The sequence below is a fragment of the uncultured Psychromonas sp. genome (genome assembly GCF_947489755.1).
In the GTDB taxonomy this organism is placed as follows: Bacteria; Pseudomonadota; Gammaproteobacteria; order Enterobacterales; family Psychromonadaceae; genus Psychromonas.
Genome location: NZ_CANLFB010000011.1, coordinates 49,705 through 74,147 on the forward strand (window position 1 = coordinate 49,705; position 24,443 = coordinate 74,147).

Consider the following 24,443-nt stretch of genomic DNA (forward strand, 5'->3'; position numbering starts at 1 on the left):
CTGTCTTTATATCCAGTCGATATTATTTTGAATAACAACAAATTACAAGTACCAATAAAAATTATATGATACGTTTGACATTACCCTTAGGGGAAGGGTTAGGCTTTAACCATCAAATAACTATTCAGTGATTACTGAGTAGACATTAAGCCGGAGGTAACTTCTATGACAGCACTACAACAAGTAACATTTCCCGTTTATGGAATGAACTGCGCATCATGTGCGAGCAAACTCACTACTGCATTTAATGAGATTGACGGTATTGAAGCCAACGTAAATATCACTTTAGAAAAAGCAACACTCTCTATCGATGAAAAAGCATTAAACACGCCGATAGCAACTGAAGTTGTATCGGTACTACAAAAAAAAGGGTATCAAACTGATTATCAACAAATCAGTTTTGAGGCTGATTGGTCATGCTCAAGTTGTGTTGAAACCACTCTGAATGCATTAAAAAAACATCCGTTAGTGTTAGATGTCAAAGGCAATTTTGCAACACAAATGGTGCATATTGAAACACTAGAAAGTTTTATCAATGACCAATTTATTGAACAATTGGTCGCGTTGAGTCCTTATAAATTGACACACAAAGTGGCGATTACCTCTCAACAACAATTGCAGAAAAAACAACAACAAGAACAAAAGAAACAACGCCAAGAAAAACTGAGCTTGGGCTTCGCTATCGCATTAAGCTTGCCATTTTGGGTAGCAATGATAAACATGGCATTTAGCGACACCCCACTGTTAGCCCCATGGTTAGAGTTAGCGTTAGCCACCCCACTGCAATTTATTGTTGGTGCTCGCTTTTATAAAGGAGCTTGGAATAGCATTAAAAACTTCTCAGCTAATATGGATGTATTAGTTATTTTGGGCACATCAGCAGCTTACTTCTTCAGTCTTTATATGTTGTTGGAAGGCAGTACTGCTCATCTTTATTTTGAAACCAGTGCATTAGTGATTGTATTAATTCGCTTAGGTAAGTATTTAGAGTTTCGTGCTAAACAAGCAAGTAGTAAAGCGGTCAGCGCTTTAAGCCAATTACAAGCCATTGACGCATTAGTTAAAAAAGGTAAAGAGTTTAAACGTGTATTGATTGAACACGTGCAAGTGAATGACTTAATACAAATTGCAGCGGGTGATAAAGTGCCTGTTGATGGTGTGATTGTAGAAGGTAGCAGTTATTTAGATGAAGCATTATTAACCGGTGAAAGCCGCCCTATTTTAAAAGATATTGATGATAATGTATTTGCCGGCACACTCAATGGTGACGGTGTACTGTTAATAAAAAGTACGGCGGTTAATGAACAAACTAAATTACATCAAATAATACAACTCGTTGAGTCAGCTCAAATGAGTAAAGCGCCCATTTTACAGTTGGTCGATAAAATAAGTTCTATATTTGTACCGATCGTTTTAGGGATTGCGGTTATTACATTTGGAGCTTGGTGGTTTACAGGTGGCGACTTTGAACAAGCCTTAATGCACAGTGTGGCTGTATTAGTGATTGCTTGCCCATGTGCATTAGGTTTAGCAACACCCACTGCAATGGTCGTCGGTACTGGTTTAGCAGCACAAAAAGGTATCTTAATAAAAGATATTAACACCCTACAACTGGCTCATAAACTCGACCATATTGCATTTGATAAAACAGGTACGTTAACCAAAGGTCAAGTCAGTTTAGACAATATCACGTCGTTTCATCATGACTTCTTCTCTTTATTATTAGGTTTACAGCAAGCGAGTAAGCACCCTATTGCTAAGGCTGTCATTGAACACGCTCAGTCACTTGATACTAAAGCATCAGAGGTCACTGATATACAAAGTATTCATGGCGAAGGTATCCACGGCCGCTTTAATGATGCAGACCTTATTGCCGGTAATAGTAAATTATTAGCACGTTTTGATATTAACTTAACCGAGCAACTTGCCATACATGCGGTGAATGTTGATCAAGCACAAAATATTATTTACGTTTGTTATCAACAGACTTTAATTGGTTACTTTGTGATTGCAGATCAATTACGCCCAGAGAGTAAAGAAGCAATAGAAGATCTACACAAACTAGGGCTATCGACTATTTTACTCAGTGGCGATAAACAAAGTGTTGTGCAAGCAATGAGCAAACAATTAGGTATTAGCACCTTTTATGCAGAGCAAACACCAGAACAAAAACTGCAACAGTTATCAGACTTACAGCAGGATTCATTAGTTGCAATGGTCGGCGATGGGGTAAATGATGCGCCCGCGTTAGCGAAAGCCGATGTGAGTATTGCCATGGGTGGCGGCAGTGATGTTGCAAAACAAACGGCTGCGATGACCTTAATGCGCGATGACCCGCGATTGATAGCGGTCGCTATTAAGCTTTCAAGAGCAACTTGGTCAACGATTCGTCAGAACTTATTTTGGGCATTTATATTTAATACATTAGCGATTCCAGCAGCAGCATTTGGGTATCTCAATCCAACGATTGCGGCGATAGCAATGACCATATCGAGTTTAACGGTATTAAGTAACTCATTATTATTGAAGCGCACGCGTCTTAAATAAACAAATCAAAGTTCGTTAATGAATTGATTAACGAACTTATTTTAATATTGGAGAATTCACATGTTATCAATCAGCCAAGTAGCTCAAGAAACAGGGTTATCAGTAAAATCGATTCGACATTATGAATCTATCGGTTTGATTAGCCCTCCACCAAGAGAAGAGAATGATTACCGATTTTACACAACAGAAATTATTCAGCAGTTACATTTCATTTATAAAACCAAACAAGCAGGTTTTACGTTAAAAGAGTGTAAAGCGTTATTATTGTTATGTGAAAATGAAGATAGAAACAGCGCCGATGTTAAAAAGATAGCGTTAGAGAAAATTAAAGAAATTGAAGAACGTATTAAGCAACAACAAGCAATAGTAGACCAATTAACTAAAATCACTCAACGATGTCCGGGCGATGAGCAGTCACAATGTAGTATTATTGATGCCTTTAGTCGCACTTAAGCAACAAACTATTCAGCATTAGCAGTTGATAACCAAAAAGCTGACACATAAAAAACCCAGTCATCGACTGGGTTTTTATTATACTAAAGATGTACTTATTATTTGAGTCCAAGTTATTTGATTAAATAAACGTCGATTGAATAGAATCAAACAAATTTAACTTTTCGTGCCTTTTAATGAAACACGTTCTTCGTTTCTGCCCGCATTAGGGTCATTAAATACATCAACATCCATCTCACCTTCAGATTTAGCCACGATACAAGTCACCACACTATCTCCAGTAATATTAACGGCAGTACGGATCATATCAAGCAATCTATCAACACCAATGATCATCGCGATACCTTCAACCGGTAACCCAACTTGGTTCAATACCATCGCTAACATGATTAAACCAACACCCGGTACACCAGCAGTCCCGACAGAAGCTAATGTCGCCGTCATTATCACAGCAGCATAATCAGATAAGGTTAAGTCAATATTAAACGCTTGTGCAATGAACACCGTCGCAACGCCCTGCATGATGGCAGTACCATCCATGTTGATGGTTGCACCTAATGGCACAGTAAATGAAGCCACTTTATTATTAACACCCAGGTATTTAGTCGCTGTTTCTAATGTCACTGGAATCGTTGCATTTGACGAAGCAGTTGAAAAAGCAAAAGAGATGGCTGTTTCCATCTTTTTGAAGAATTTAATAGGACTTAATCCTGTAAACACTTTCAAGAAGGTACTGTACGTAATTAATGCATGTAAAATCAAAGTCGCGCTTAATACTAAGAAGTAATTGATCAGATTAATAATCGCCTCTAAACCAATTTCACTAAAAAGCTTAGCCATTAAGAAGAACACACCGTAAGGCGCAATATTCATTAACATAACCACTAATTTCATGATCACTTTGTTAAAGTCAAAGAACATTGCCGCAACACGCTCACCCGCACTACCAGACGAACTAATAGCGACACCAAACAATATTGCAAACACAATAATTTGTAAGGTATTACCTTCAGCCATTGAGCTAATTGGATTTGTTGGGAACATGTTAATAATAACATCACCTAACGATGGTGCTTCTTTAGCCGAAAAAGTAGTGGCTTGTGCTAAATCAACACCAACACCAGGTTCAAAAATATTAGCCATTAAGATAGCAAGTGAAATAGCGATTGCCGTTGTTACCATATAAAAAGACAGGGTTTTCCCGCCTAAACGCCCTAATGTCGACATATCTTTTAAACTGCTTGTACCACACACTAAAGAAACAAAAATAAGTGGGACCACTAACATTTTAAGTGTAGCAATAAAGATTTTACCGCCAACATAAAATAATCCGTTAACGATGTAATCTTGAACAAACGCAACATCGGCAAACATTGTTCTAATTAAGAAACCTGTGAATATACCAATCCCCATGCCAATTAAGACTTTCTTGGTTAATGACATTTCATTTTTTACTGTTGTCATAATAATTCCTTATATTTCATAAAATTACCCTTTAAATTTTTAAAAATACGACGATAACGCACTAGGAATATGAGTATTAAACCTTTCTCGTAATCCATTACAAACAAGTCGAATTTCTCGTGTTTTCTTAATGCTAATATCTGAATTAGTGCGGCATATTTATAAAAATAAAGGGGCTGGTGCTTAAAACGGCAGTATCTATAGCATAATAATAGACAGAGAAGAAAATATTAATTTATCAAAAAAAAGTCGGCAGAGGCTAATTGCACGCCATTAACAAGGATCGCAACAGTATGTTGGCCACAATAATATTGTCTTGTGGATATTTTTTTGAAGCTAAATGATTTTGAAATTATTTTATTATGTTGAGGGATAATAGCTTCAGAAAGTTGGAATATTTTGCGTGCTTGTTTGCCATTTTTTTTCATAAAATCAATGGCGAATTCAATGCGACATTGATTAAGAGGTAAACCTTTTTGATTTTGTAGTAGACAAGAAAAATGTAAAACCTCACCAAGTTGTACGCTTGAATCGGCCATTAAATCAATCACATTTATATCTTTTGGCGGTAAAAATCCAAATAAACTTAGCGCATCAGGATGGGCTTGTTTTAATAAGCTTCGGCAAGCATGTTTAACAAGACGTTTAGTGTGTATAGAATTACTTTCTGTTAACCAACGTCGAGTCATATCAATCACAACATCAGGATGATCCTTGGCAATATCATTGAGGTTATTTGCAACGCTACGACGAACGTATTCACTCTCGTCATTTTTTAAGGATTCTAGAATAGGCAGTAAGTAAGTTGGATCTTTTTTGAATGCAGGCAATGCCATCGCCCACGGTAATCGAGGACGCGCCCCTTCTGAAGCTAAACGACGTATATGATGATTATCACTTTCTGTCCAAGCTAACAATATACAATGCATCTGTTCAGGATATTTTTCGATAAAAGGTCTAACAGCAAACTCTGCACTAGCAAACTGTGTAATATAAGCCAGAGCGTCAATCGAAGCGGTTAACTCATCTAAGCCAAATAACTCAACAAAAGCAGGGATAAACATGCCTTTGTAGCTAGTAAAATGCAATGAAACTTGTTTAATCACGGCGAGTGTTGGTAAGTAATCGAGTTCAATAAACGTATTTAGCTGATCTGCGATATGTTCTGTCCGCGCTTTTAGCTCTTTATTTTTCCAATCATCATTAAAAACTGTGGTAATGAACTCGTTTTTATGAAAGCTTGGGTAACACTCAGCGACCGCGTTTGCGACATCAGTAAGGTAGTCATGGTTATATACATCTTTTAATAAATCAGCCATCTAGGCACTACCTTCTTTATATTTAGCATCGCTATTGAACCGCTTGTTGAATAAAGCATTAACCAAGCCGTTCAATAGTGTATAAAAACGAGCAATAGAAACGGCCAATAACAAATTAACTAATTAACTAATTAACTAATTAACTAATTACAATACTCGTTCACCAAAATGGAAAACACAAAACTGCCCTTCTTCCATTTTTGTCCACGCTTCATCTTTGGTTAAGGGACGAGTGGCAATCACAGTCACTACATCAGTCGTTGAGGTTTCTTCTTGGAAATCAACCGTCATATCTTCATCGATTAACTGGGCTTTACCAAAAGGTGCTCGACGGGTTATCCAGTGTAAATTGTTCGTGCAGTAGCACATCACATATTCACCATCGCTTAATAGCATGTTAAATACACCTAGTGCTTTTAATTGGTCGGCATAGCGAGCAACCAGCTTAAACATGTCTAACATATCTTCTGGTTGCTGTTTAAACTCTTTGTGTAACTTATCAATGATCCAACAAAATGCGCGTTCGCTATCAGTTTGTCCCACTGGATTAGCGTAACCCATTTCTAGATCTTCATAACCTGTTAGCTGGCCATTATGAGCATAAGTCCAATTGCGTCCCCACAACTCTCTGATAAAAGGGTGCGTGTTCTCTAAATTAACGCCACCACGATTAGCTTGTCGAATATGGCTAATAACGGATTTACTTTTAATCGGGTAACTTTTCACTAACTCCGCAATTTTAGAATCACAGCTTGGGCTAGGATCTTTAAAACTACGGCAGCCTTTACCTTCGTAAAAAGTAATCCCCCAACCATCTTTATGAGGGCCAGTACCACCACCGCGTTTTACTAATCCACTGAAACTAAAACAGATATCAGTTGGGACATTGGCACTCATGCCTAATAATTCACACATTGTTTAAACCTAAGCCATCTTTTTTTCAATTAAATAGATCAATATATGAATGATCTTAATATGTACTTCTTGGATGCGATCGGCAAAACCGAAATGTGGTACACGAATTTCAACATCCGCTAACCCTGCCATTTTGCCGCCATCTTTACCGGTCAACGCAATGACTTTGATACCTTTAGCTTTTGCAACATCAATCGCTTTTAAAATATTGCCTGAGTTACCACTGGTTGATAAGCAAAACAATACATCACCACTACGGCCAACACCTTCAAGGTAACGAGCAAAGATGTACTCAAAACCATAATCATTACCGACACAAGAGATATGGCTAGCATCTGAAATAGCAATCGCTGGGTACGAAGGACGATGTTCACGATAACGACCCGTTAACTCTTCAGCGAAATGCATTGCATCACAATGAGAACCGCCATTACCACACGCTAATACTTTGCCTTCATTTTTGAAAGACTCAGCTAATAACGAAGCCGCATCTTCGATATGCTGTAAATTTTGTTGATCTGATAAGAATGCAGTTAAGACCGTTTGTGCTTCTAATAACTCATCTTTAATTAATGATAAATTCATAATACCTACTTACATAATTGAGATTAATACCTTGGGTATAACTATCCACCAGCTGCTTTATGCCAGTGACGAATATTTTATTCTTGTAAATAATTCCTTGAAAGGATTCTTCTAAAAAGTTCTTTTAAAAAGAGCCTAATAACCTATCGTTCATTAGCGCCACTTTTCGACTATAAATGCATTCCGTTGGTGAAGATATATTGATTAAGCTTTATTAATAAGACACAGTTAATAAATTTTAATGCAAACGAATCTAACATTTATAAACTTCCATCATTGTTCTCATTATTCACAGACATTTTTCTGTACTAACTAGTCACTAAAGTTAACCTTTGTGCTTTTTAAGTTCATTAATCAAACTTAAAAAAGAAAAATTCTATCGTCGTTAATATAACTTATTAAGGTACTAATGACGTAAATTATTGTTATATTTTTAACTTTTATTGTGGTTTTAAGCTATTCATAAAATCGTTTAATAGAAGAGTCACTGAAAGACAATAAATAATGAAGGAAGTTTAAACAGAAACATATTGGATAAGAGTATTTGAACTATTAGTACATAAATGAGTTAGTTTTTTAACCGGATCATTTATGCACTAAACATGTGTGAGGCACTAATATATTTATTGAGCAACTATGTATTTATTAAAACCAATGCTGATTGGCCTCAGCCGTAATGATAAGCGAACAATAGTTATAAGTTAATGAGGTGCAATTCATCGTTATCATCAGGATTTGCAAACTGCTGCTTTAATATCTTTTTAGATTCCATGTAAATTTCACCATTTTGAGCAATAGTAAAATGATCAGGTTCTATATTAAATTCTTTTTGATAAGCCATCACTAGCTGCAGAGAATGTGCTTTTTGTTCTTCACTTAACGGTGCACCGTCTAACCATTTACCTGTTTCAACAGCAGTTGCTAGCTTCTGATAAAGCGCTGGAGTGATATTTTTTGCATACTCATTTATATTTGCCACTGTTTTTGCCTTTTACTACTTTAATTTGAATGTGATGAAGTATATTTATTTGTTTGAAATTATCTAGTGATGTTTTTGTTGAGCAATGATTTTTTGCTGTTGGTCTACTTTTTACTTTTATCTTTAACGAGTAATAGTAACTAATAAGAGCAATTAATGAGAATAGTTCCCCATAACGACTTACTATAAGTGCATTCGCCATTACGCATGACATCACCCGTCACTATCTTAATGTTAGCAATAATTAGCTTATGCTAATTCTAAAAAAACAAAAGCCACCTATTGCTAAGTCGCTTTTTTATTAAGCATTACATAATAAATTATATGTAAACATGACAGATGAAAATCATAAACAATCATACGCACCTATAAAAGTTCCCAAACTATTATTTATGGTTAACCGCTTTAAATAATAAAATTGAATGGGCTTTAGCATGAACAGGTATCTCTACTTTATTTGTACTTTTAACTAAGTCTCCCGTCGCACAACTGGTATCCAATGCCATAAACCAATCTTTGTTATCCGTTAATGTAGGTAACTCACAAGCAATTTGATAACTCGATGCATTCAAAATCAAATACCAATGTTCACCTTCAGGATCCACTTCACTTAACTCAACTGCAATAGCTTGTGAATTAGAGGCATGCCAATCAACCTCTTCCATTAAATAACCATCAGGATGATACCAGGTCACTTTATCGCTATTCACATCGTTGTCATCAAGTAATAAATCACCAAATAAACGTGACTGTTTACGTAACTCAATTAATTTAGAGGTGAATTCAAACAGTGCTAAGTCCGCTTCTGATCGATCCCAATTAATCCAACTAATTTGGTTATCTTGGCAATACGCATTATTGTTACCCGATTGATGGTTGCCCATTTCATCGCCCGCTAAAAAATGCGGTGTACCTTGAGACAAAAACAAAGTCGCAATCATGTTACGCTTTTGCTGTTGTCTTAAACCATTAATACGTTTGTCTTTAGTCGGCCCTTCACAACCATAATTGGCAGAAAGGTTATGTCCATGACCATCACGATTATCTTCCCCATTAGCTTGGTTATGGCGATCTTGAAAAGACACCATGTCATCCAAAGTAAAACCATCGTGATAACAAATATAATTAACACTCGTAGTATTACTTCGATGATCTAATGGAAAAAAGTCATGAGAACCTAACAAGCGCGTAGCCACTTCAGACACTTTGCCCGTATCACCACGCCAAAAAGAACGCATTGTGTCACGATAACGATCATTACATTCTTTCCACTGTTCAGGGAAAGCCCCTAAACGATATCCGCCAGGTCCAATATCCCAAGGTTCAGCGATTAACACAACATCGCTTAAAATAGGATCTTGCAGTAAGGCTTTAAAAAAGGCACTTCTTTCTGTAAACCCTTGTGCTTCACGCGCTAACGTCACTGCAAGGTCAAATCTAAAACCATCAACTTGCATTTCAGTCACCCAATAACGTAACGCATCTAGTGTTATTTTTAGTGACCAAGAGAAATCTAAATTAACCGTATTACCACAGCCGGAATGATTACTATAACGTTGAAAATCAATTCCCTGCTTATTGCCTTCAAAAGTATAATACTGCCTATTATCAAATCCTTTAAAACTTAGGACTAAACCATCATTTCCTGATTCGGCGGTATGATTAAAAACGACGTCTAAAATCACTTCGATATTAGCAGCGTGTAACTCTCGCACCATGGTTTTAAACTCAGAAATCGCATCATATTGAGCGTAACGCGTTTCAGGTGCAAAAAAATTAATCGGGTTATATCCCCAATAATTAGTTAACCCTAAACCACTTAAACGAGACTCACTGACAAAACTAAAAACAGGCATTATCTGTAAACTCGTGACACCTAATGATTGATAATGTTTAATACTTTCAGGATGCGACAGACCTAAGTATTTACCACGCATTGGTAAAGGGATATTTGGATTGGTTTGAGTGAAACCTTTGGTATGCACTTCATATAGGATACGATCTTGATCATCTATATTAGGTTTTTCACTGCCTTGCCATTCAAAACTGTCATCAACGACAACTGATTTGGCAACATATAAATCATCTACATCACTCTGAGCTTGCACAAAACTATGTTGTATCTTGCTAAGTCGTTTTGCATAAGGATCAATTAATAAATGTTTTTTATTAAATAACAGCCCTTTTTTAGGTTGGTATTCACCATCAACTCGGTAACCGTATTTTTGTCCAGCTTCCACACCTTGTAAATACACATGCCAAAGATGTGAATGAGAAGACGTTAGAAAATAGCTGTCTATTTGATTGTCATGCTTATCAAACAGACATAACTCAACGCTTTTACCATCTTGACTATGTACTGAAAAGTTACAGCCTTGTTGATCTAAAGTCGCACCTAAAGGAAGTTTTTTTCCTGTAGAAGCAGCAAACAGATGCTTAGCATCTATTGTCGTTAGGTCTAATTCGATATCTTGTTTTGACACTTAGACTCCCTTTTTCCTCAAGTAAACTGATGATAATGGAGGTAAATTAACAACGATTGAATGATCTTTTCCTTGCCAAGGGTAAGCTTCACTCACAAACACGCCCATGACATCGCCCATAGAATAGTTGCTTCCCCAATAATATTCACTATCAGTATTGATAACGACTTCATACTGACCAGCTTCTTCAACGGCGACACGATACTTTTCACGTGGCACAGGTGTAAAATTGGAAAGACAGATAACATATTCGCTTTTATCTAAATTATAGCGAATAAACGAAATGATGCTGTTGACACCATCACTGTGATCTAACCATTCAAAACCTTGTGGTTCATAATCAGACTCGTACATGGCGCTGTTATTTTTATAAAAATGATTTAAATCAGAAATAAGTTGTTGTTGCCCTTTATGTTTATCAAACGCTAATAAATCCCAATCTAAACTTTGATTATGGTTCCACTCACGGCTTTGCCCGAATTCACCGCCCATAAAGTTTAATTTTTTACCGGGATGCGCATACATATATCCCATATAAGCACGCAGATTTGCAGCAGCCTGCCATTCATCGCCAGGCATTTTATTCAACAGACTTTTTTTGCCGTGCACCACTTCGTCATGTGAAATAGGCAAAACAAAGTGTTCGTTATAGTGATAAACCATCGCAAAGGTCATTTCGTGATGATGGTATTTACGGTACATAGGGTCTTGTTGAATATAGCTTAGCGTGTCATGCATCCAACCCATGTTCCATTTAAAGCCAAAACCTAAACCGCCTTCAAAAGTCGGTTTTGAAACGCCACTAAATGCGGTTGACTCTTCAGCAATCGTCATGGCATTAGGGAATTGGCCATACACTTCTTCGTTAAACCATTTTAATAAACTAATCGCTTCATAATTATGATTTCCCCCGTCCACATTAGGCACCCACTCACCTTCTTCACGTGAGTAATCCCAGTACAGCATCGAAGCAACTGCATCGACTCGCAATCCATCGACGTGGAATTTATCTAACCAAATAAGTGCACTCGCCACGAGGAATTGACGGACATTGTCACGACCGAAATCATAGATATAAGAATTCCAATCAGGATGCCAACCGCGCTTAGGATCTTCATATTCATACAAAGGTGTGCCATCAAAGCGTGCTAACCCATGTGGGTCGGCAGGGAAATGTGCGGGAACCCAATCAACAATAATACCAATACCTGCTTGATGGCATTGGTCAATAAAGTATTTTAAGTCATCAGCATCGCCAAAACGGCTGGTCGCTGCAAATAACCCAACGGGTTGATAACCCCAAGACCCATTAAAGGGAAATTCTGAAATAGGCAAGACTTCTAAGTGTGTGTAGCCCATTTCAACTAAATAAGGTAACAACTCTTCAGCAAGCTCACGGTAGCTAAGCATTCGCTCTACACCGTTCTCATTTTTACGTTTCCATGAGCCTAAGTGAACTTCATAAATACTCATCGCGGTAAAGCGTTTGTCTCCAGTATTTGTATCTTGCCAGACTTGGTCATTCCACTGATAAGCATCATGGTCAACCACGATTGATGAATGTGATGGATATAACTCAGCTTGAAATCCTACTGGGTCGGCTTTATGCGGTAAACGATTGCCCATTGCATCTTTTAATTCAAACTTATAAGCACAACCAGTGGATAAACCAGGAATAAAGATCACCCAGTGACCACACCAACTTCGTTGCATCGGATGAACTTGACCATTCCAATGATTATGAGCAGAAATCAAGCTAACACTGCTTGCATTGGGTGCGTAAACAATAAAACGTACGCCACTAATTTTAACGTCACTATTGGTGATTGTTTTTAATTGTGCGCCAAGTGTGTGATACACATTTTGTGGTGCTTCATGTAACGTCGATAACCCTTCAAATGCAATATCATGAAACTGATAAGGATCTATAAATTCATGTACATCATTAATGTATTCAGCATGTAACTGATAAATAAACTTCTCACTGACAGACGGTAAATTAACTTCAAACAATCCAGCATCATAAATGTTAGTTAACTCACCAGAAAGATGTGATCCATCAAGCGCAGAGAAAGAGACAGCTTTAGCTTCTGGCAACCAAACTCGTAATAAAAAACCGACTCCATTAGCATTTTTGATTAACCCTAACTGCTCAAAAGGGTTAGCTAATGTTACTTTTTCTAATTGATTAAGTAATGTTGATTTTAATGGTATCGTTTTGATTTCTGTCCCTACTTCAGGAGTAACTACTTTCTTTGCTGTTGTCTTATTCACAGATTTTTGTTTGGTAGCTACTTTCTTTGTCGTTAGTTTTTTAGTCATATTACATACCTAATTCGAAGTTTATTTAGCCTGAATTTACATTATTTTGAACGTGCTTCTGTTAACGCTTTCATTAAATCTAGAATGTCGTGATCAGCAAAAATAGCATCTAGATTATGCGTTAACTTACGTTGCCAATTTCTATACTCATCGCTGGTGCCTGGCACATTAACGGGTTGGTCCATTTCTAAGAAATCTTCAAGTTGCAAACTCAATAACGAAGCACTGCCGGTCGCAAGATGCTTTTGTAAGTCAAAACTTAAAGCCTTATCCATTCCAGTGGTGTTCGCATCCTGATAAAGATCATCTGGTACGCTGTTATGCCCATGTAAACTATTTAGAATCTGTTGTTTGCTTTCAACTCGATCTGCTAGTAATCGATTAAAGACCTCATCATCTGGGTATAAACCTAACGTTCTGCCTAAATACAGATCTTCACAATGCCAATATCCTTTAATGGTCGGCATGTCATGAGTCGATAATGTTGCCATTGCTTGTTGTATATAATGTGAAGGAGAAATAAAACCGCCATCAGGTGCTTGCTCGAAGAAAAACACTTTATAAGAGTAAACCCCGGCTTCTTTTAATAGGACATCCATTCCTTCAGGCACGGTGCCTAAGTCTTCACCAATCACTAAACATTGATTACGCGTACTTTCTAACGCTAATATATTCAGCATATCGTAAACATTGTAATAAATATAAGCTCCGCTATCCGCCGTTGAACCTTCCGGCACCCACCATAATCGTAATAAAGCCATAACATGGTCAATACGTAAGGCACCACAATGACTCATATTGGATTGTAATAATTCAATGAAAGGTTGATAACGGGACTTATAAAGTTGATCTGGTGAAAGTGGAGGTAATCCCCAACTTTGCCCCAGCGGTCCTAAAACATCTGGTGGCGCACCGATACTGATATTTTCACAATACAAATCATGATTTGCCCAAATTTCGCTACTGCTTTTACCCACGCCAACTGCTAAATCTCTATATATACCTAACGTCATGCCTAATGAACGAGCAAGTTCATCTGCTTCAGCTAATTGCGTATCAGTAATCCATTGGCAATAGCTCCAAAACAAGACTTCTTGTTCATTTTCAGTTATCCAATTTTGTGTACTTTCGCTAGAGAATGATTGAAAGCTTTCAGGCCATGATGGCCAGCCCCAAGCGTGCTCATTTTCAGCTAAAAATTTAAATTGCAAAGCATCATAAGCAGCTTGTTGTTTTAATGAATCACCTTTCTGTTTAACAAACTCCTGTAGAGAAGCTAAACGCGTTTGATTTTCTTTTTTTCCATTTATTAAAGTATCAAAAAGTGCTCTAAACGCCTTCAATTTTACTGAAGTAACGTTACTATAATCAACCCATTGTGTTTCTCTAAGGTTTGATAGTTGTTGTTGGAATTCTGATGTTGATAATTGAGTTTGTAAGCTATCGCAATGTTTAAACTCAGGCACGGCAGTGATATCGGTATACAGTATATTTAACCATTTACGCGATGAAGGACTATATGGGCTTGCATTTTGTGGTTGGGATGGGTTGAGTGCATGAATTGGATTTAAACCAATGAAATCACCACCATTTTCGGCGGTTTTAATCAGTAACTGTTTTAAATCAGAGAAATCGCCAATCCCCCAATTATTTTGGCTTTTCAAACAATATAATTGAACGCTTGTCCCCCACAGTTTTTTACCCTCTTGAATAGCCGTTGGGATAAAACAAGAATCTGGCGTGATAATTAAAGACATCTCAGCTAATGGCTCTTCATTGCCTTTTTCTAATAAAGTTAATTGATGGTAACCAATGTTTAAAGGTATTTCGATAGTCACTTCATATAATTGAAATTCGACATCAGAAATATCTTTACTACCTAATAGAGGGAAATCAGTTGCTGTAATCGTTTTATCAATTTGCAAACCATCTTCTGTGGTTATTCTATAAATCAACGGGTCTGTAACAAAATCGATAGGGAGGTGAACTTCGAGTTGATATGCTGAGGCTTGTTGTAAAACAGAAACAGGCGCTAACAAAGATAACCAATGTTGTAATTCTTCCTGTTCATAATAGTCGGTTAACGCAGCATCATCTGACGCATCGAACCCCATATGATTAATAAGCGTTTTAACATTTTCATCAAGAACGGTGGTTGGCTTACCCCAAGCATCAATAAAGTTAAGATCAATGCCTTTTAACTGCATAAATAAATCTAACGCTGAACTACTCATAATACACCTATCTATATGGTTAATTTATTGCTGTTTTACAATCTATTAAATGAGTATTTAACTAATAGAGAATATTTGCAATGATTTAATCAATAAATGCCTTTGCAACAAGATATTTTTTTTATTAAATAAAATTAAACACTATTTATGATCACATGACGATTAGTCATACCTTATTTTATAGACTCTATGAAATTGAGAAATATTAGATTTTATTATTTTTAATCAACAATATAGTAGAATATGTGGAATAAGATAACAGCAGTAAATACAATTCATGACATAGGGAATAAAAATGATTTCACATTTGCGACTCACCACGACAAAAACATTAAGCCCAAGCATTTGCATACAAGTAGATGATAATGGTTTTGAATTTGTGGTTATTAATCATAAAAACTTCGATGCTGCTTTTTCACTTCATGGCGCTCATTTAGTTCACTTCCAAACAAAACAACAAGCGCCCCTTATCTATCTCAGTAAATCGACACCTTACGACCATAATAAAGCGATTAGAGGTGGTGTCCCTATTTGTTGGCCATGGTTTGGTAATACAGAAGAAAGTAAAAGTAAAAATTTACCTTCACATGGGTTTGCGCGCATTAGTCAATGGACCTTATCTAACATCAATGAAACAGAAGTCGGTGTCGATATTGAATTCTCATTAACTGCTAACGCAGAAACCAAAGCGATTTGGGATCACGACTTTTCATTGACGCTTGACGCCTCTTTATCAGATCAAATTGAATTAACCTTAGTCACTGAAAATACAAGTCACCAAGACCTTACTTATGGCGGTGCTTTACATACTTACTTGCATGTTGCAGATAGTGGTCAATGTTCCGTTGAAGGACTTGCTTCTAGCTATAGAGATTCTCTGGATAGCGGTCATCGAAAAAATAGCGATCAGATTTTAAATATTAATGAGTCAGTTGATTCCATCTATGATGCGGATGAACAACAAATTAGAGTTAATGACAAAAGTAACCAACGTATAATAACGATCAATAATGAAGGAAACGATTCTGTTGTGGTATGGAATCCATGGATAGAAATAGCAAAAAAATTCGTTGATATGCCAGATGACGGTTATAAAACAATGCTATGTGTAGAGTCTGCAATTACCTCAAAACAAGGTGTATTAGTTAAAGCAGGACAATCACACACACTAAAAACAGTTATAAAATAAACAATAACTTTCATAAATATAAAAAAACTCACAAAAGATGAACAAAAAAAATCTATTTTATGAAATAAGGTTATGGAACTAGTTACAGTTAGCTATTGACTTAAGTAAAAAGCTAAAATAGTACGAGAAATAGCAGTTTAATGATGGTTTTTCTTTATTTTATCAAGAATAGCCCTTAATATGCCTTGGTAATTTAATTACTGTGATATTAGTTCAAAAAAACATTATCTTTTTTTAGAAAATAATTAAGAAATTTTTTTGTGAGCTTATAACTTGACTAACATCAAGTCTTAGGCGCATTTGGCGTCTATAATGATGACAAGTTTAAAAAATCAAACCTCCATAAGGAACAATAAAATGACAATTAAAGTAGGTATTAATGGCTTCGGTCGTATCGGCCGTTTCGTATTCCGTGCAGCATGTGAACGTGCTGATTTCGAAGTTGTTGCAATCAATGACTTAATCGACGTTGAATACATGGCTTACATGCTTAAATATGACTCAACGCACGGTCGTTTCAACGGTACTGTTGAAGTTAAAGACGGTAACCTAATCGTAAACGGTAAAACTGTACGTGTAACTGCTGAACGTGATCCTGCTGACCTTAAATGGGATGCTGTAGATGTAGACGTAGTAGCTGAAGCAACTGGATTCTTCCTTACTGACGAAACAGCTCGTAAACACATCACTGCTGGTGCGAAGAAAGTTGTTCTTACTGGTCCTTCTGGTGACGTTCCAATGTTCGTTAACGGCGTTAACTTCTCTGAGTACGCTGGTCAAGATATCGTTTCTAACGCTTCTTGTACTACTAACTGTCTAGCACCTATCGCTAAAGTACTTAACGATAAATGGGGCATTGAGTCTGGTCTAATGACTACAGTTCATGCAACTACTGCTACACAAAAAACTGTTGACGGTCCGTCTGTTAAAGATTGGCGCGGTGGTCGTGGTGCTTCTCAAAACATCATCCCATCTTCAACTGGTGCTGCTAAAGCAGTAGGTAAAGTAATTCCTGCACTTAACGGTCTACTAACTGGTATGGCTTTCCGTGTACCAACTGCTGACGTTTCAGTTGTTGACTTAACAGTTAACCTTAAAACTGCTGCTACATACGAAGAAATTTGTGCAGAAATGAAACGCGCTTCTGAAAATGAAATGGCTGGCGTTCTTGGTTACACTGAAGATGACGTAGTATCACAAGATTTCATCGGTGAAACTCAAACTTCTGTATTCGATTCAAAAGCTGGTTTATCACTAACTGACAAATTCGTTAAAGTTGTATCTTGGTACGACAACGAAATCGGTTACTCAAACAAAGTTCTAGACTTAGTTGCTCTTATTTCTAAATAAGTTTAATTAAATAGAATTTGTGAAGCCTGCCTTGTGCAGGCTTTTTTGTGCCAGTAACAAAATAAATTAAAGTAAAGTTAATTTCATAGCACAACGAAATCGAACTAAGTTAACACCCGAAACAAAGTGCTAGAGTTAGTTGCACTTATTTCACAATAAATTTAATTAAATAGAATTTGTGAAGCCTGCCTTGTGCAGGCTTTTTTGTGCCAGTAACAAAATAAAGTAAAGTTAATTTCATAGCACAACGAAATCGAACTAAGTTAACACCCGAAACAAAGTGCTAGACTTAGTTGCTCTTATTTCTAAATAAGTTTAATTAAATAGAATTTGTGAAGCCTGCCTTGTGCAGGCTTTTTTGTGCCAGTAACAAAATAAAGTAAAGTTAATTTCATAGCACAACGAAATCGAACTAAGTTAACATGCGAAACAAAGTGTTAGACCTAGCTGCACTTATTTCACAATAAGTTTAATTAAATAGAATTTGTGAAGGCTAACTTGTGCAAGATTGGTTGTACCTGTAATAAAACACATTAAATAACAGAGAAAACATAAAGTGTTATTGTCTATTCAAAAAATGGATTTATATTTCACAATAAAACAAAAAAAGATCATTCTGGTATTATTTATAAAAACACAGTTAACGTAATCTGTTTAATTTGACTGCCCTTTTATGATTTAAAAGGCTTTCAAACCTACTGAAAGATAAACTATTTAATAAATCCCTCCCCTTACGCTGCGACTTCCTTTTTTGATGTTAAAAAATGAAACAACCGTTGTTACAACCTATCAAAAATAACAGTTTTAATTTCACAATCTTGTAACTTCCATTTCAAACAGCAAATAAACAACGTCAAAAGAGGACTTAAACGATATTTAAAGCGATTAATAAAACAACTTGGAAAAATCTACTTAATTTCAAAGGCATTTACACCAATTGATTCGCTTTTTATGATCAAATTAGCCACAATATAACGACTCAAGCAATAGGTACAAAAATATGAATCAAGAATCACCAAGCCTTCTTTGGCACGATTATGAAACTTTCGGGTTAAACCCAGGAACGGATCGCCCCTCTCAATTTGCAGGCATTCGTACGGATCTTGATTTAAATATTATTTCTGAACCTTATCAATGGTACTGCAGACCACCCAACGATTATTTACCTGCACCCGAAGCATGTTTAGTGACAGGTATAACGCCACAATATGCGTTGCAACATGGTGAATTTGAAAACCAATTTATATTTAATATATTGCAACAATTCCAACAGCAAAACACTTGCGTTGTCGGTTATAACAATATTCGCTTTGATGATGAAGTGACACGCTTTACTCTATATCGTAATTTTCATGATCCTTACCAGAGAGAATGGCAAAATGGTTGCTCTCGTTGGGATATTATTGACATGGTTCGCGCTTGTTATGCACTCAGACCAGAAGGAATTGAGTGGGTATTTGACGAAAATGATGCACCTAGTTTTAAACTTGAGTTATTAACTAAAGCGAATGACATTATTCATCAGCAAGCACATGATGCGATGTCCGATGTTTATGCCACTATCGCCATGGCAAAACTCATTAAAACAGCACATCCAAAACTATATGATTATTGCTATAGTTTGAGACAAAAAAACAAAGTATTAAACGAATTGAAGCTTGGTACATTTAAACCTTTAGTTCATATATCTGGTATGTTTTCTGCGATGCAAGGCTGTTGCTCTTATATTTTACCTATCGCACAACATCCAACCAATAATAACGCGGTTATTGTGATTGATTTAAACAAAGATATTACACAACTTTTATCTTTGAGTGTTGAAGAGATCCAATCTTATTTGTATACCGCAACGGATAATTTACCAGAGGGTATTAACAGACCGCCTATTAAATTAATTCATATTAATAAATGCCCTATCGTTGCAAGCGCAAAAACATTAAGTGCTGATAGAGCAAAAGAATTAGGGGTTGATGCAAAGCAATGTCGTCAATCAATGGACACATTCTCTGCGAATAAACATTTGGTTGAAAAATTGATTGCAGTGTTTGACAGTGAATCCAAAAGTAACAAGGAACAACAACCAGAGCAAAAATTATATTCTGGCGGTTTCCCCACTGCTAACGACAAAAACCAAGCAAAAGCGATCACCACTTTGTCACCACAACAAATTGCAGATTACCAAGTCGCTTTTGATGATCCTAACTTTGATAATTTATGGTGGCGATACAAAGCAAGAAACTACCCACAGACGTTATCAATTGAAGAGCAACAAAAATGGGCGAGACATAGAGAAGCTTACCTCATGGATCATGTAGATAATTATGTGGCACGTTTAGAAATGCTAGCGATAGAGCATCAACATAGTCCTGAAAAGATTGAAGTATTACAAAAACTGGGACATTACTTAGAGTTTTTAACCGGAAACACATAAAAAACATGAAAAATGCTCTATTATTAGTTAATTATTTTATTATTAATAGAGCGTCATACTTGATAAGGAGTTTATTTATATTGCGATTATTTGTTTTTATATTACTAAGCTCGTTAATGACGTCAAGCTTTGCTAAAGATTCACCTAAAAATCAATTACAAATTGATTACCAAAATAGTCTAACGGATATCGATTTTTTTGATTATCCTTTTTTGACGGTTTATCACATCCCAGAAGCAACTTATCATTATCTTAATTCTGCTTTCAGTCGTTTTTATCGAACCGTTACTTTCAATACGTCTATCAAAGACAGTACATTTGCAAAAAGTAACCAATATGAAATTATTTCCATTCCTTTTGTTGCAGCCAATAGTAAATATTTTCAATTTGAAGTCTTTGGTAAATTAACTGACTCCGAATACAGTATTCGAAGCGAAATGACTAAAAACAATGTTCTTTATCAATACAACGAAAACTCTGATGTCTTAGATGTCTACAACAGCACAATTGCATTAGGTGCTGGCTTTAGCTTTCATACATCCCCGTTTAGCAAAGTGAAAGTGTTATTTTCAAATGAAAGTTTACCCGGATATGGTAATAGCCAAGCATTAATCGGGTTTGAATCTGAATTTTAAAGGCTCACTACACTGCAAACTCTACATAGCTCAAAAATCTATATGGTATAACAAAATTTCACTTCCCCATTTGCACACATTGGATATGCTACTATCCATTAATCATTCAAACACCCAACTGATAGGAACAATATTATGAGTAAGATTTTTAGCGATAATTCACAAACCATTGGTCATACGCCATTAGTACGTTTAAATAATGTGACAACTGGTAATGTATTTGTAAAGGTTGAAAGTCGTAATCCAAGTTTCAGTGTTAAAGACCGTATCGGTGCAAACATGATTGATGCAGCTGAGAAAAATGGCACATTAACAAAAGATGTTGAATTAGTTGAAGCAACCAGTGGTAATACTGGTATTGCACTTGCTTTTGTTGCCGCAGCTCGAGGTTATAAAATCACTCTAACGATGCCAAACACTATGAGTGTTGAACGTCGTAAATTATTAAAAGCATTAGGTGCTAACTTGGTACTAACTGAAGGTGCTTTGGGTATGAAAGGCGCAATCAACAAAGCTGAAGAATTAGCAGCATCAGCACCAGGTAAATACTTAGTTTTACGTCAATTCGAAAATCCAGCAAACCCAGAGATTCACGAACAAACGACTGGTCCAGAGATTTGGAACGATACTGATGGTGAAATAGACGTATTTATTGCTGGTGTAGGTACTGGTGGTACGATTACTGGTGTTAGCCGTTACATCAAAGAAACCAAAGGTAAAGCAATTACTAGTGTTGCAGTAGAACCAACAGATTCACCTGTTATTTCTCAAACATTAGCTGGTGATGAAATCAAACCAGGCCCGCATAAAATCCAAGGTATTGGTGCAGGCTTCATTCCTAAAAACTTAGATGTATCACTAATCGACAGAGCAGAAGCAGTTAGCAATGAAGATGCAATTAATATGGCTCGTCGCTTAATGGAAGAAGAAGGTATTTTAGCGGGTATTTCTTCAGGTGCAGCAGTTGTAGCAGCAGCACGTTTAGCTGCAGAACCTGAATTCAAAGATAAAAATATTGTTGTTATCTTGCCAAGTTCTGGTGAGCGTTATTTATCAACCGCGCTTTTTGCGGGTGTTTTTGAAGGTGAAAACTTCGCATAACGTCTAAAAAACGGCTTAAAAAAGGTACTTTTTAGTACCTTTTTTTATATGAAATGAAAGTCGAAATTCAGCTGAGGTCAAAAAACAAACAAAAACAACAATAATACGTAGTTTTAGCCTTCAAAGAGGAGAAAATCGTTGACCTACCTCTCCTTATTTAGGATCATTAAATATGATTTTGGACTTTTCAAAAAAGGCACGTTAAACGCGGATTTACTTGAGTTGAAGCATAATATTTTAGTTAAGAAGTATTATCATTTAGATGTTATTTCTACCTCTCATTTTTAGTGTTTATTATTGTTCATTTTGACAATTCCAATGTCACTCAATAGCAATTTTTATCTATATCAATTAAAATCGCTATCATTAAAAATTCAATTTTATTTAAGGTGTTACCATGTATCAAAAAACAGTAACTATCACAGCTCCAAACGGCCTTCATACTCGTCCTGCTGCTCAATTTGTAAAAGAAGCAAAATCATTTGCATCTGACATCTCAGTTGAAGTTGGAACTAAATCTGCAAGCGCTAAAAGTCTTTTCAAACTACAAACTTTAGGCTTAACTCAAGGCACTTCAGTAAACATCAAAGCCGAAGGCGCTGATGAGCAAAAAGCTGTTGATACGCTAGTTGAGTTAATGGCAACATTAGTTTAATTCAAGTATCTTTTATTAGATTAAATTTAGTAGTTTAAGGATAGGTTATGATATCTGGCATACTGGCATCCCCTGGTATTACGTTTGCAAAAGCGTTGTTATTACAAGAAGACGAAATTTCTCTCAATACTGAGAAAGTAAGCAATATTGAACATGAAATAACTCGATTTGTTGATGGCAGAGCAAAAACTTCAGCTCAACTTGAAATAGTCAAGCAAAAAGCTCTTGAGACATTTGGTGAAGAGAAAGAAGCGATCTTCGAAGGGCATATAATGCTGCTTGAAGATGAAGAGCTTGAAGAAGATATCATCACCTATATGAAAGCCAACAAGTGTACTGCAGACTTCGCTATCAATGCGGTTGTAGAAGAAAATGCACAAATGTTGCAAGAATTAGATGATCCTTATTTACGTGAACGTGCTGCTGATTTCCGCGATATCGGTAACCGTTTATTAAAAAATGTATTGGGCATCGAACTTGTTAATTTAAGCGATATATCAGAAGAAGTTATTTTAATTGCAAATGACTTAACACCTTCTGAAACAGCACAAATTAACCTTGATAAAGTACTAGGCTTTATTACCGATATTGGTGGTCGTACTTCTCACACATCAATCATGGCACGTTCATTAGAAATTCCAGCTATCGTTGGTACTAATGATATTACTAAATGTGTTAAAAATGGTGATATGGTTATTCTTGATGCAATGAATAACAAGATCATTATTAACCCAACCAAAATTCAGCTAGCTGAAGCAAAATCAGTTCGTGATGATTTTTTAAGTGAAAAAGCTGAACTTGCTAAGTTAAAAGACCTTCCTGCAACAACGCTAGATGGTCATCAAGTAGAAATAGGTTCAAACGTCGGTTCAGTTAAAGATACTGATGGTGCTAAACGTAACGGTGCTGAATGTGTTGGTCTATACCGCACAGAGTTTCTGTTTATGGATAGAGACCAATTACCTACAGAAGATGAGCAATTCCTTGCTTATAAAGATGTAGTTGAAGCGATGGAAGGTAAATCTTGTATTATCCGTACGATGGATATTGGTGGTGATAAAGATCTACCGTACTTAAACTTACCAACAGAATTAAATCCATTTTTAGGATGGCGCGCGATCCGTATTTGTTTCGACCGTCCTGAAATAATGAATCCTCAATTGCGAGCACTATTACGCGCTTCAGCATTTGGTAAAATTCGTATTATGTTCCCAATGATCATTTCAGTTGAAGAAATTCGCAAACTGAAAGACATTTTAGAGACATTGAAAGCAGATTTAACTGAAGAAAACGTTGCTTTCGACAAAGAGATTGAAATCGGTGTTATGATTGAAACACCAGCAGCGGCTGCAATTGCACACCACTTAATTAAAGAAGTAGACTTCTTTAGTATTGGTACTAATGATTTAACACAATATACCCTTGCTGTTGACCGTGGTAATGAATTAATTTCAGACCTATATAATCCTTTAACACCGTCTGTATTAACGATCATCAAATCTGTCATTGATGCTTCTCATGCAGCAGGCAAATGGACAGGTATGTGTGGTGAATTAGCAGGTGATGAACATGCTACATTACTATTACTGGGCATGGGGCTAGATGAGTTCTCTATGAGTGCGATCTCGATTCCAACGGTGAAGAAAATAATTCGTAGTACCACTTTTGCAGATGCGAAAGAATTAGCAGACAAAGCACTTTCTGTGGCAACAGCTGCAGAAATCGAAGCGCTAGTTAACGACTTCAATCATGCTAAAGGTATTAGTTAACTAATTGATAAA

At 36.3% G+C, this 24,443-nt stretch carries 17 protein-coding genes; 9 read left to right on the forward strand and 8 right to left on the reverse strand.

The genetic code is table 11. From position 1 onward, the window contains the following. The first annotated feature begins 165 nt into the window (after nt 1-165). Both Q0794_RS08100 and cueR read left to right on the forward strand, forming a co-directional pair. Nucleotides 166-2,547, forward strand: coding sequence for a heavy metal translocating P-type ATPase (locus Q0794_RS08100; protein ID WP_298941229.1), 2,382 nt, complete (start codon nt 166-168; stop codon nt 2,545-2,547). Between the two features lie 60 nt (nt 2,548-2,607). Further along, nucleotides 2,608-3,000, forward strand: a complete 393-nt coding sequence (cueR, locus tag Q0794_RS08105) for a Cu(I)-responsive transcriptional regulator (RefSeq protein WP_298941230.1) — start codon at nt 2,608-2,610, stop codon at nt 2,998-3,000. A gap of 156 nt (nt 3,001-3,156) precedes the next feature. Here cueR and Q0794_RS08110 read toward each other — a convergent pair whose 3' ends face one another. From Q0794_RS08110 to malQ, 8 genes are all read right to left on the reverse strand, one after another. Next, nucleotides 3,157-4,464: a dicarboxylate/amino acid:cation symporter gene (locus tag Q0794_RS08110; protein ID WP_298941231.1), complete on the reverse strand. Its 1,308-nt coding sequence runs from the start codon at nt 4,462-4,464 to the stop codon at nt 3,157-3,159. Between the two features lie 230 nt (nt 4,465-4,694). After that, complete coding sequence (locus Q0794_RS08115; RefSeq protein WP_298941232.1) at nt 4,695-5,783, reverse strand: DNA alkylation repair protein; 1,089 nt, start codon at nt 5,781-5,783, stop codon at nt 4,695-4,697. A 147-nt stretch (nt 5,784-5,930) separates the two neighbouring features. Beyond that, a complete protein-coding gene (locus tag Q0794_RS08120; RefSeq protein WP_298941233.1) occupies nt 5,931-6,698 on the reverse strand; it encodes a class II glutamine amidotransferase in 768 nt (255 codons plus the stop codon). 9 nt (nt 6,699-6,707) lie between these two features. Continuing rightward, nucleotides 6,708-7,283, reverse strand: coding sequence for a D-sedoheptulose 7-phosphate isomerase (lpcA, locus tag Q0794_RS08125; protein WP_298941234.1), 576 nt, complete (start codon nt 7,281-7,283; stop codon nt 6,708-6,710). Between the two features lie 694 nt (nt 7,284-7,977). Beyond that, a complete protein-coding gene (locus tag Q0794_RS08130) occupies nt 7,978-8,262 on the reverse strand; it encodes a DUF1315 family protein (RefSeq protein ID WP_298941235.1) in 285 nt (94 codons plus the stop codon). Nucleotides 8,263-8,648: 386 nt separating this feature from the next. Then, nucleotides 8,649-10,745, reverse strand: coding sequence for a glycogen debranching protein GlgX (gene glgX / locus Q0794_RS08135; RefSeq protein ID WP_298941236.1), 2,097 nt, complete (start codon nt 10,743-10,745; stop codon nt 8,649-8,651). Further along, nucleotides 10,746-13,067, reverse strand: coding sequence for a 1,4-alpha-glucan branching protein GlgB (glgB, locus tag Q0794_RS08140; RefSeq protein WP_298941237.1), 2,322 nt, complete (start codon nt 13,065-13,067; stop codon nt 10,746-10,748). It lies immediately after the preceding gene. Between the two features lie 41 nt (nt 13,068-13,108). Continuing rightward, nucleotides 13,109-15,301 carry a 4-alpha-glucanotransferase gene (gene malQ / locus Q0794_RS08145; RefSeq protein ID WP_298941238.1) on the reverse strand — a complete coding sequence of 731 codons (2,193 nt, stop codon included), beginning with the start codon at nt 15,299-15,301 and terminating at the stop codon, nt 13,109-13,111. 295 nt (nt 15,302-15,596) lie between these two features. On the opposite strand from malQ, the gene Q0794_RS08150 reads away from it, so the two are divergent. From Q0794_RS08150 to ptsI, 7 genes are all read left to right on the forward strand, one after another. Beyond that, nucleotides 15,597-16,490: a D-hexose-6-phosphate mutarotase gene (locus Q0794_RS08150; protein ID WP_298941239.1), complete on the forward strand. Its 894-nt coding sequence runs from the start codon at nt 15,597-15,599 to the stop codon at nt 16,488-16,490. A gap of 357 nt (nt 16,491-16,847) precedes the next feature. After that, entirely contained in the window at nt 16,848-17,840 is a 993-nt protein-coding gene (gene gap / locus Q0794_RS08155; RefSeq protein WP_160062163.1) for a type I glyceraldehyde-3-phosphate dehydrogenase, read from the forward strand. Nucleotides 17,841-18,840: 1,000 nt separating this feature from the next. Further along, a complete protein-coding gene (sbcB, locus tag Q0794_RS08160) occupies nt 18,841-20,271 on the forward strand; it encodes an exodeoxyribonuclease I (protein ID WP_298941240.1) in 1,431 nt (476 codons plus the stop codon). An 80-nt stretch (nt 20,272-20,351) separates the two neighbouring features. Continuing rightward, on the forward strand, nt 20,352-20,906 hold the full coding sequence (locus tag Q0794_RS08165) for a hypothetical protein (protein WP_298941241.1): 555 nt from the start codon (nt 20,352-20,354) through the stop codon (nt 20,904-20,906). 135 nt (nt 20,907-21,041) lie between these two features. Beyond that, nucleotides 21,042-22,007: a cysteine synthase A gene (gene cysK / locus Q0794_RS08170; protein WP_298941242.1), complete on the forward strand. Its 966-nt coding sequence runs from the start codon at nt 21,042-21,044 to the stop codon at nt 22,005-22,007. 397 nt (nt 22,008-22,404) lie between these two features. Next, nucleotides 22,405-22,662: an HPr family phosphocarrier protein gene (locus Q0794_RS08175; protein WP_025564234.1), complete on the forward strand. Its 258-nt coding sequence runs from the start codon at nt 22,405-22,407 to the stop codon at nt 22,660-22,662. Nucleotides 22,663-22,709: 47 nt separating this feature from the next. Continuing rightward, complete coding sequence (ptsI, locus tag Q0794_RS08180) at nt 22,710-24,431, forward strand: phosphoenolpyruvate-protein phosphotransferase PtsI (RefSeq protein WP_298941243.1); 1,722 nt, start codon at nt 22,710-22,712, stop codon at nt 24,429-24,431. Nucleotides 24,432-24,443: the final 12 nt, after the last annotated feature.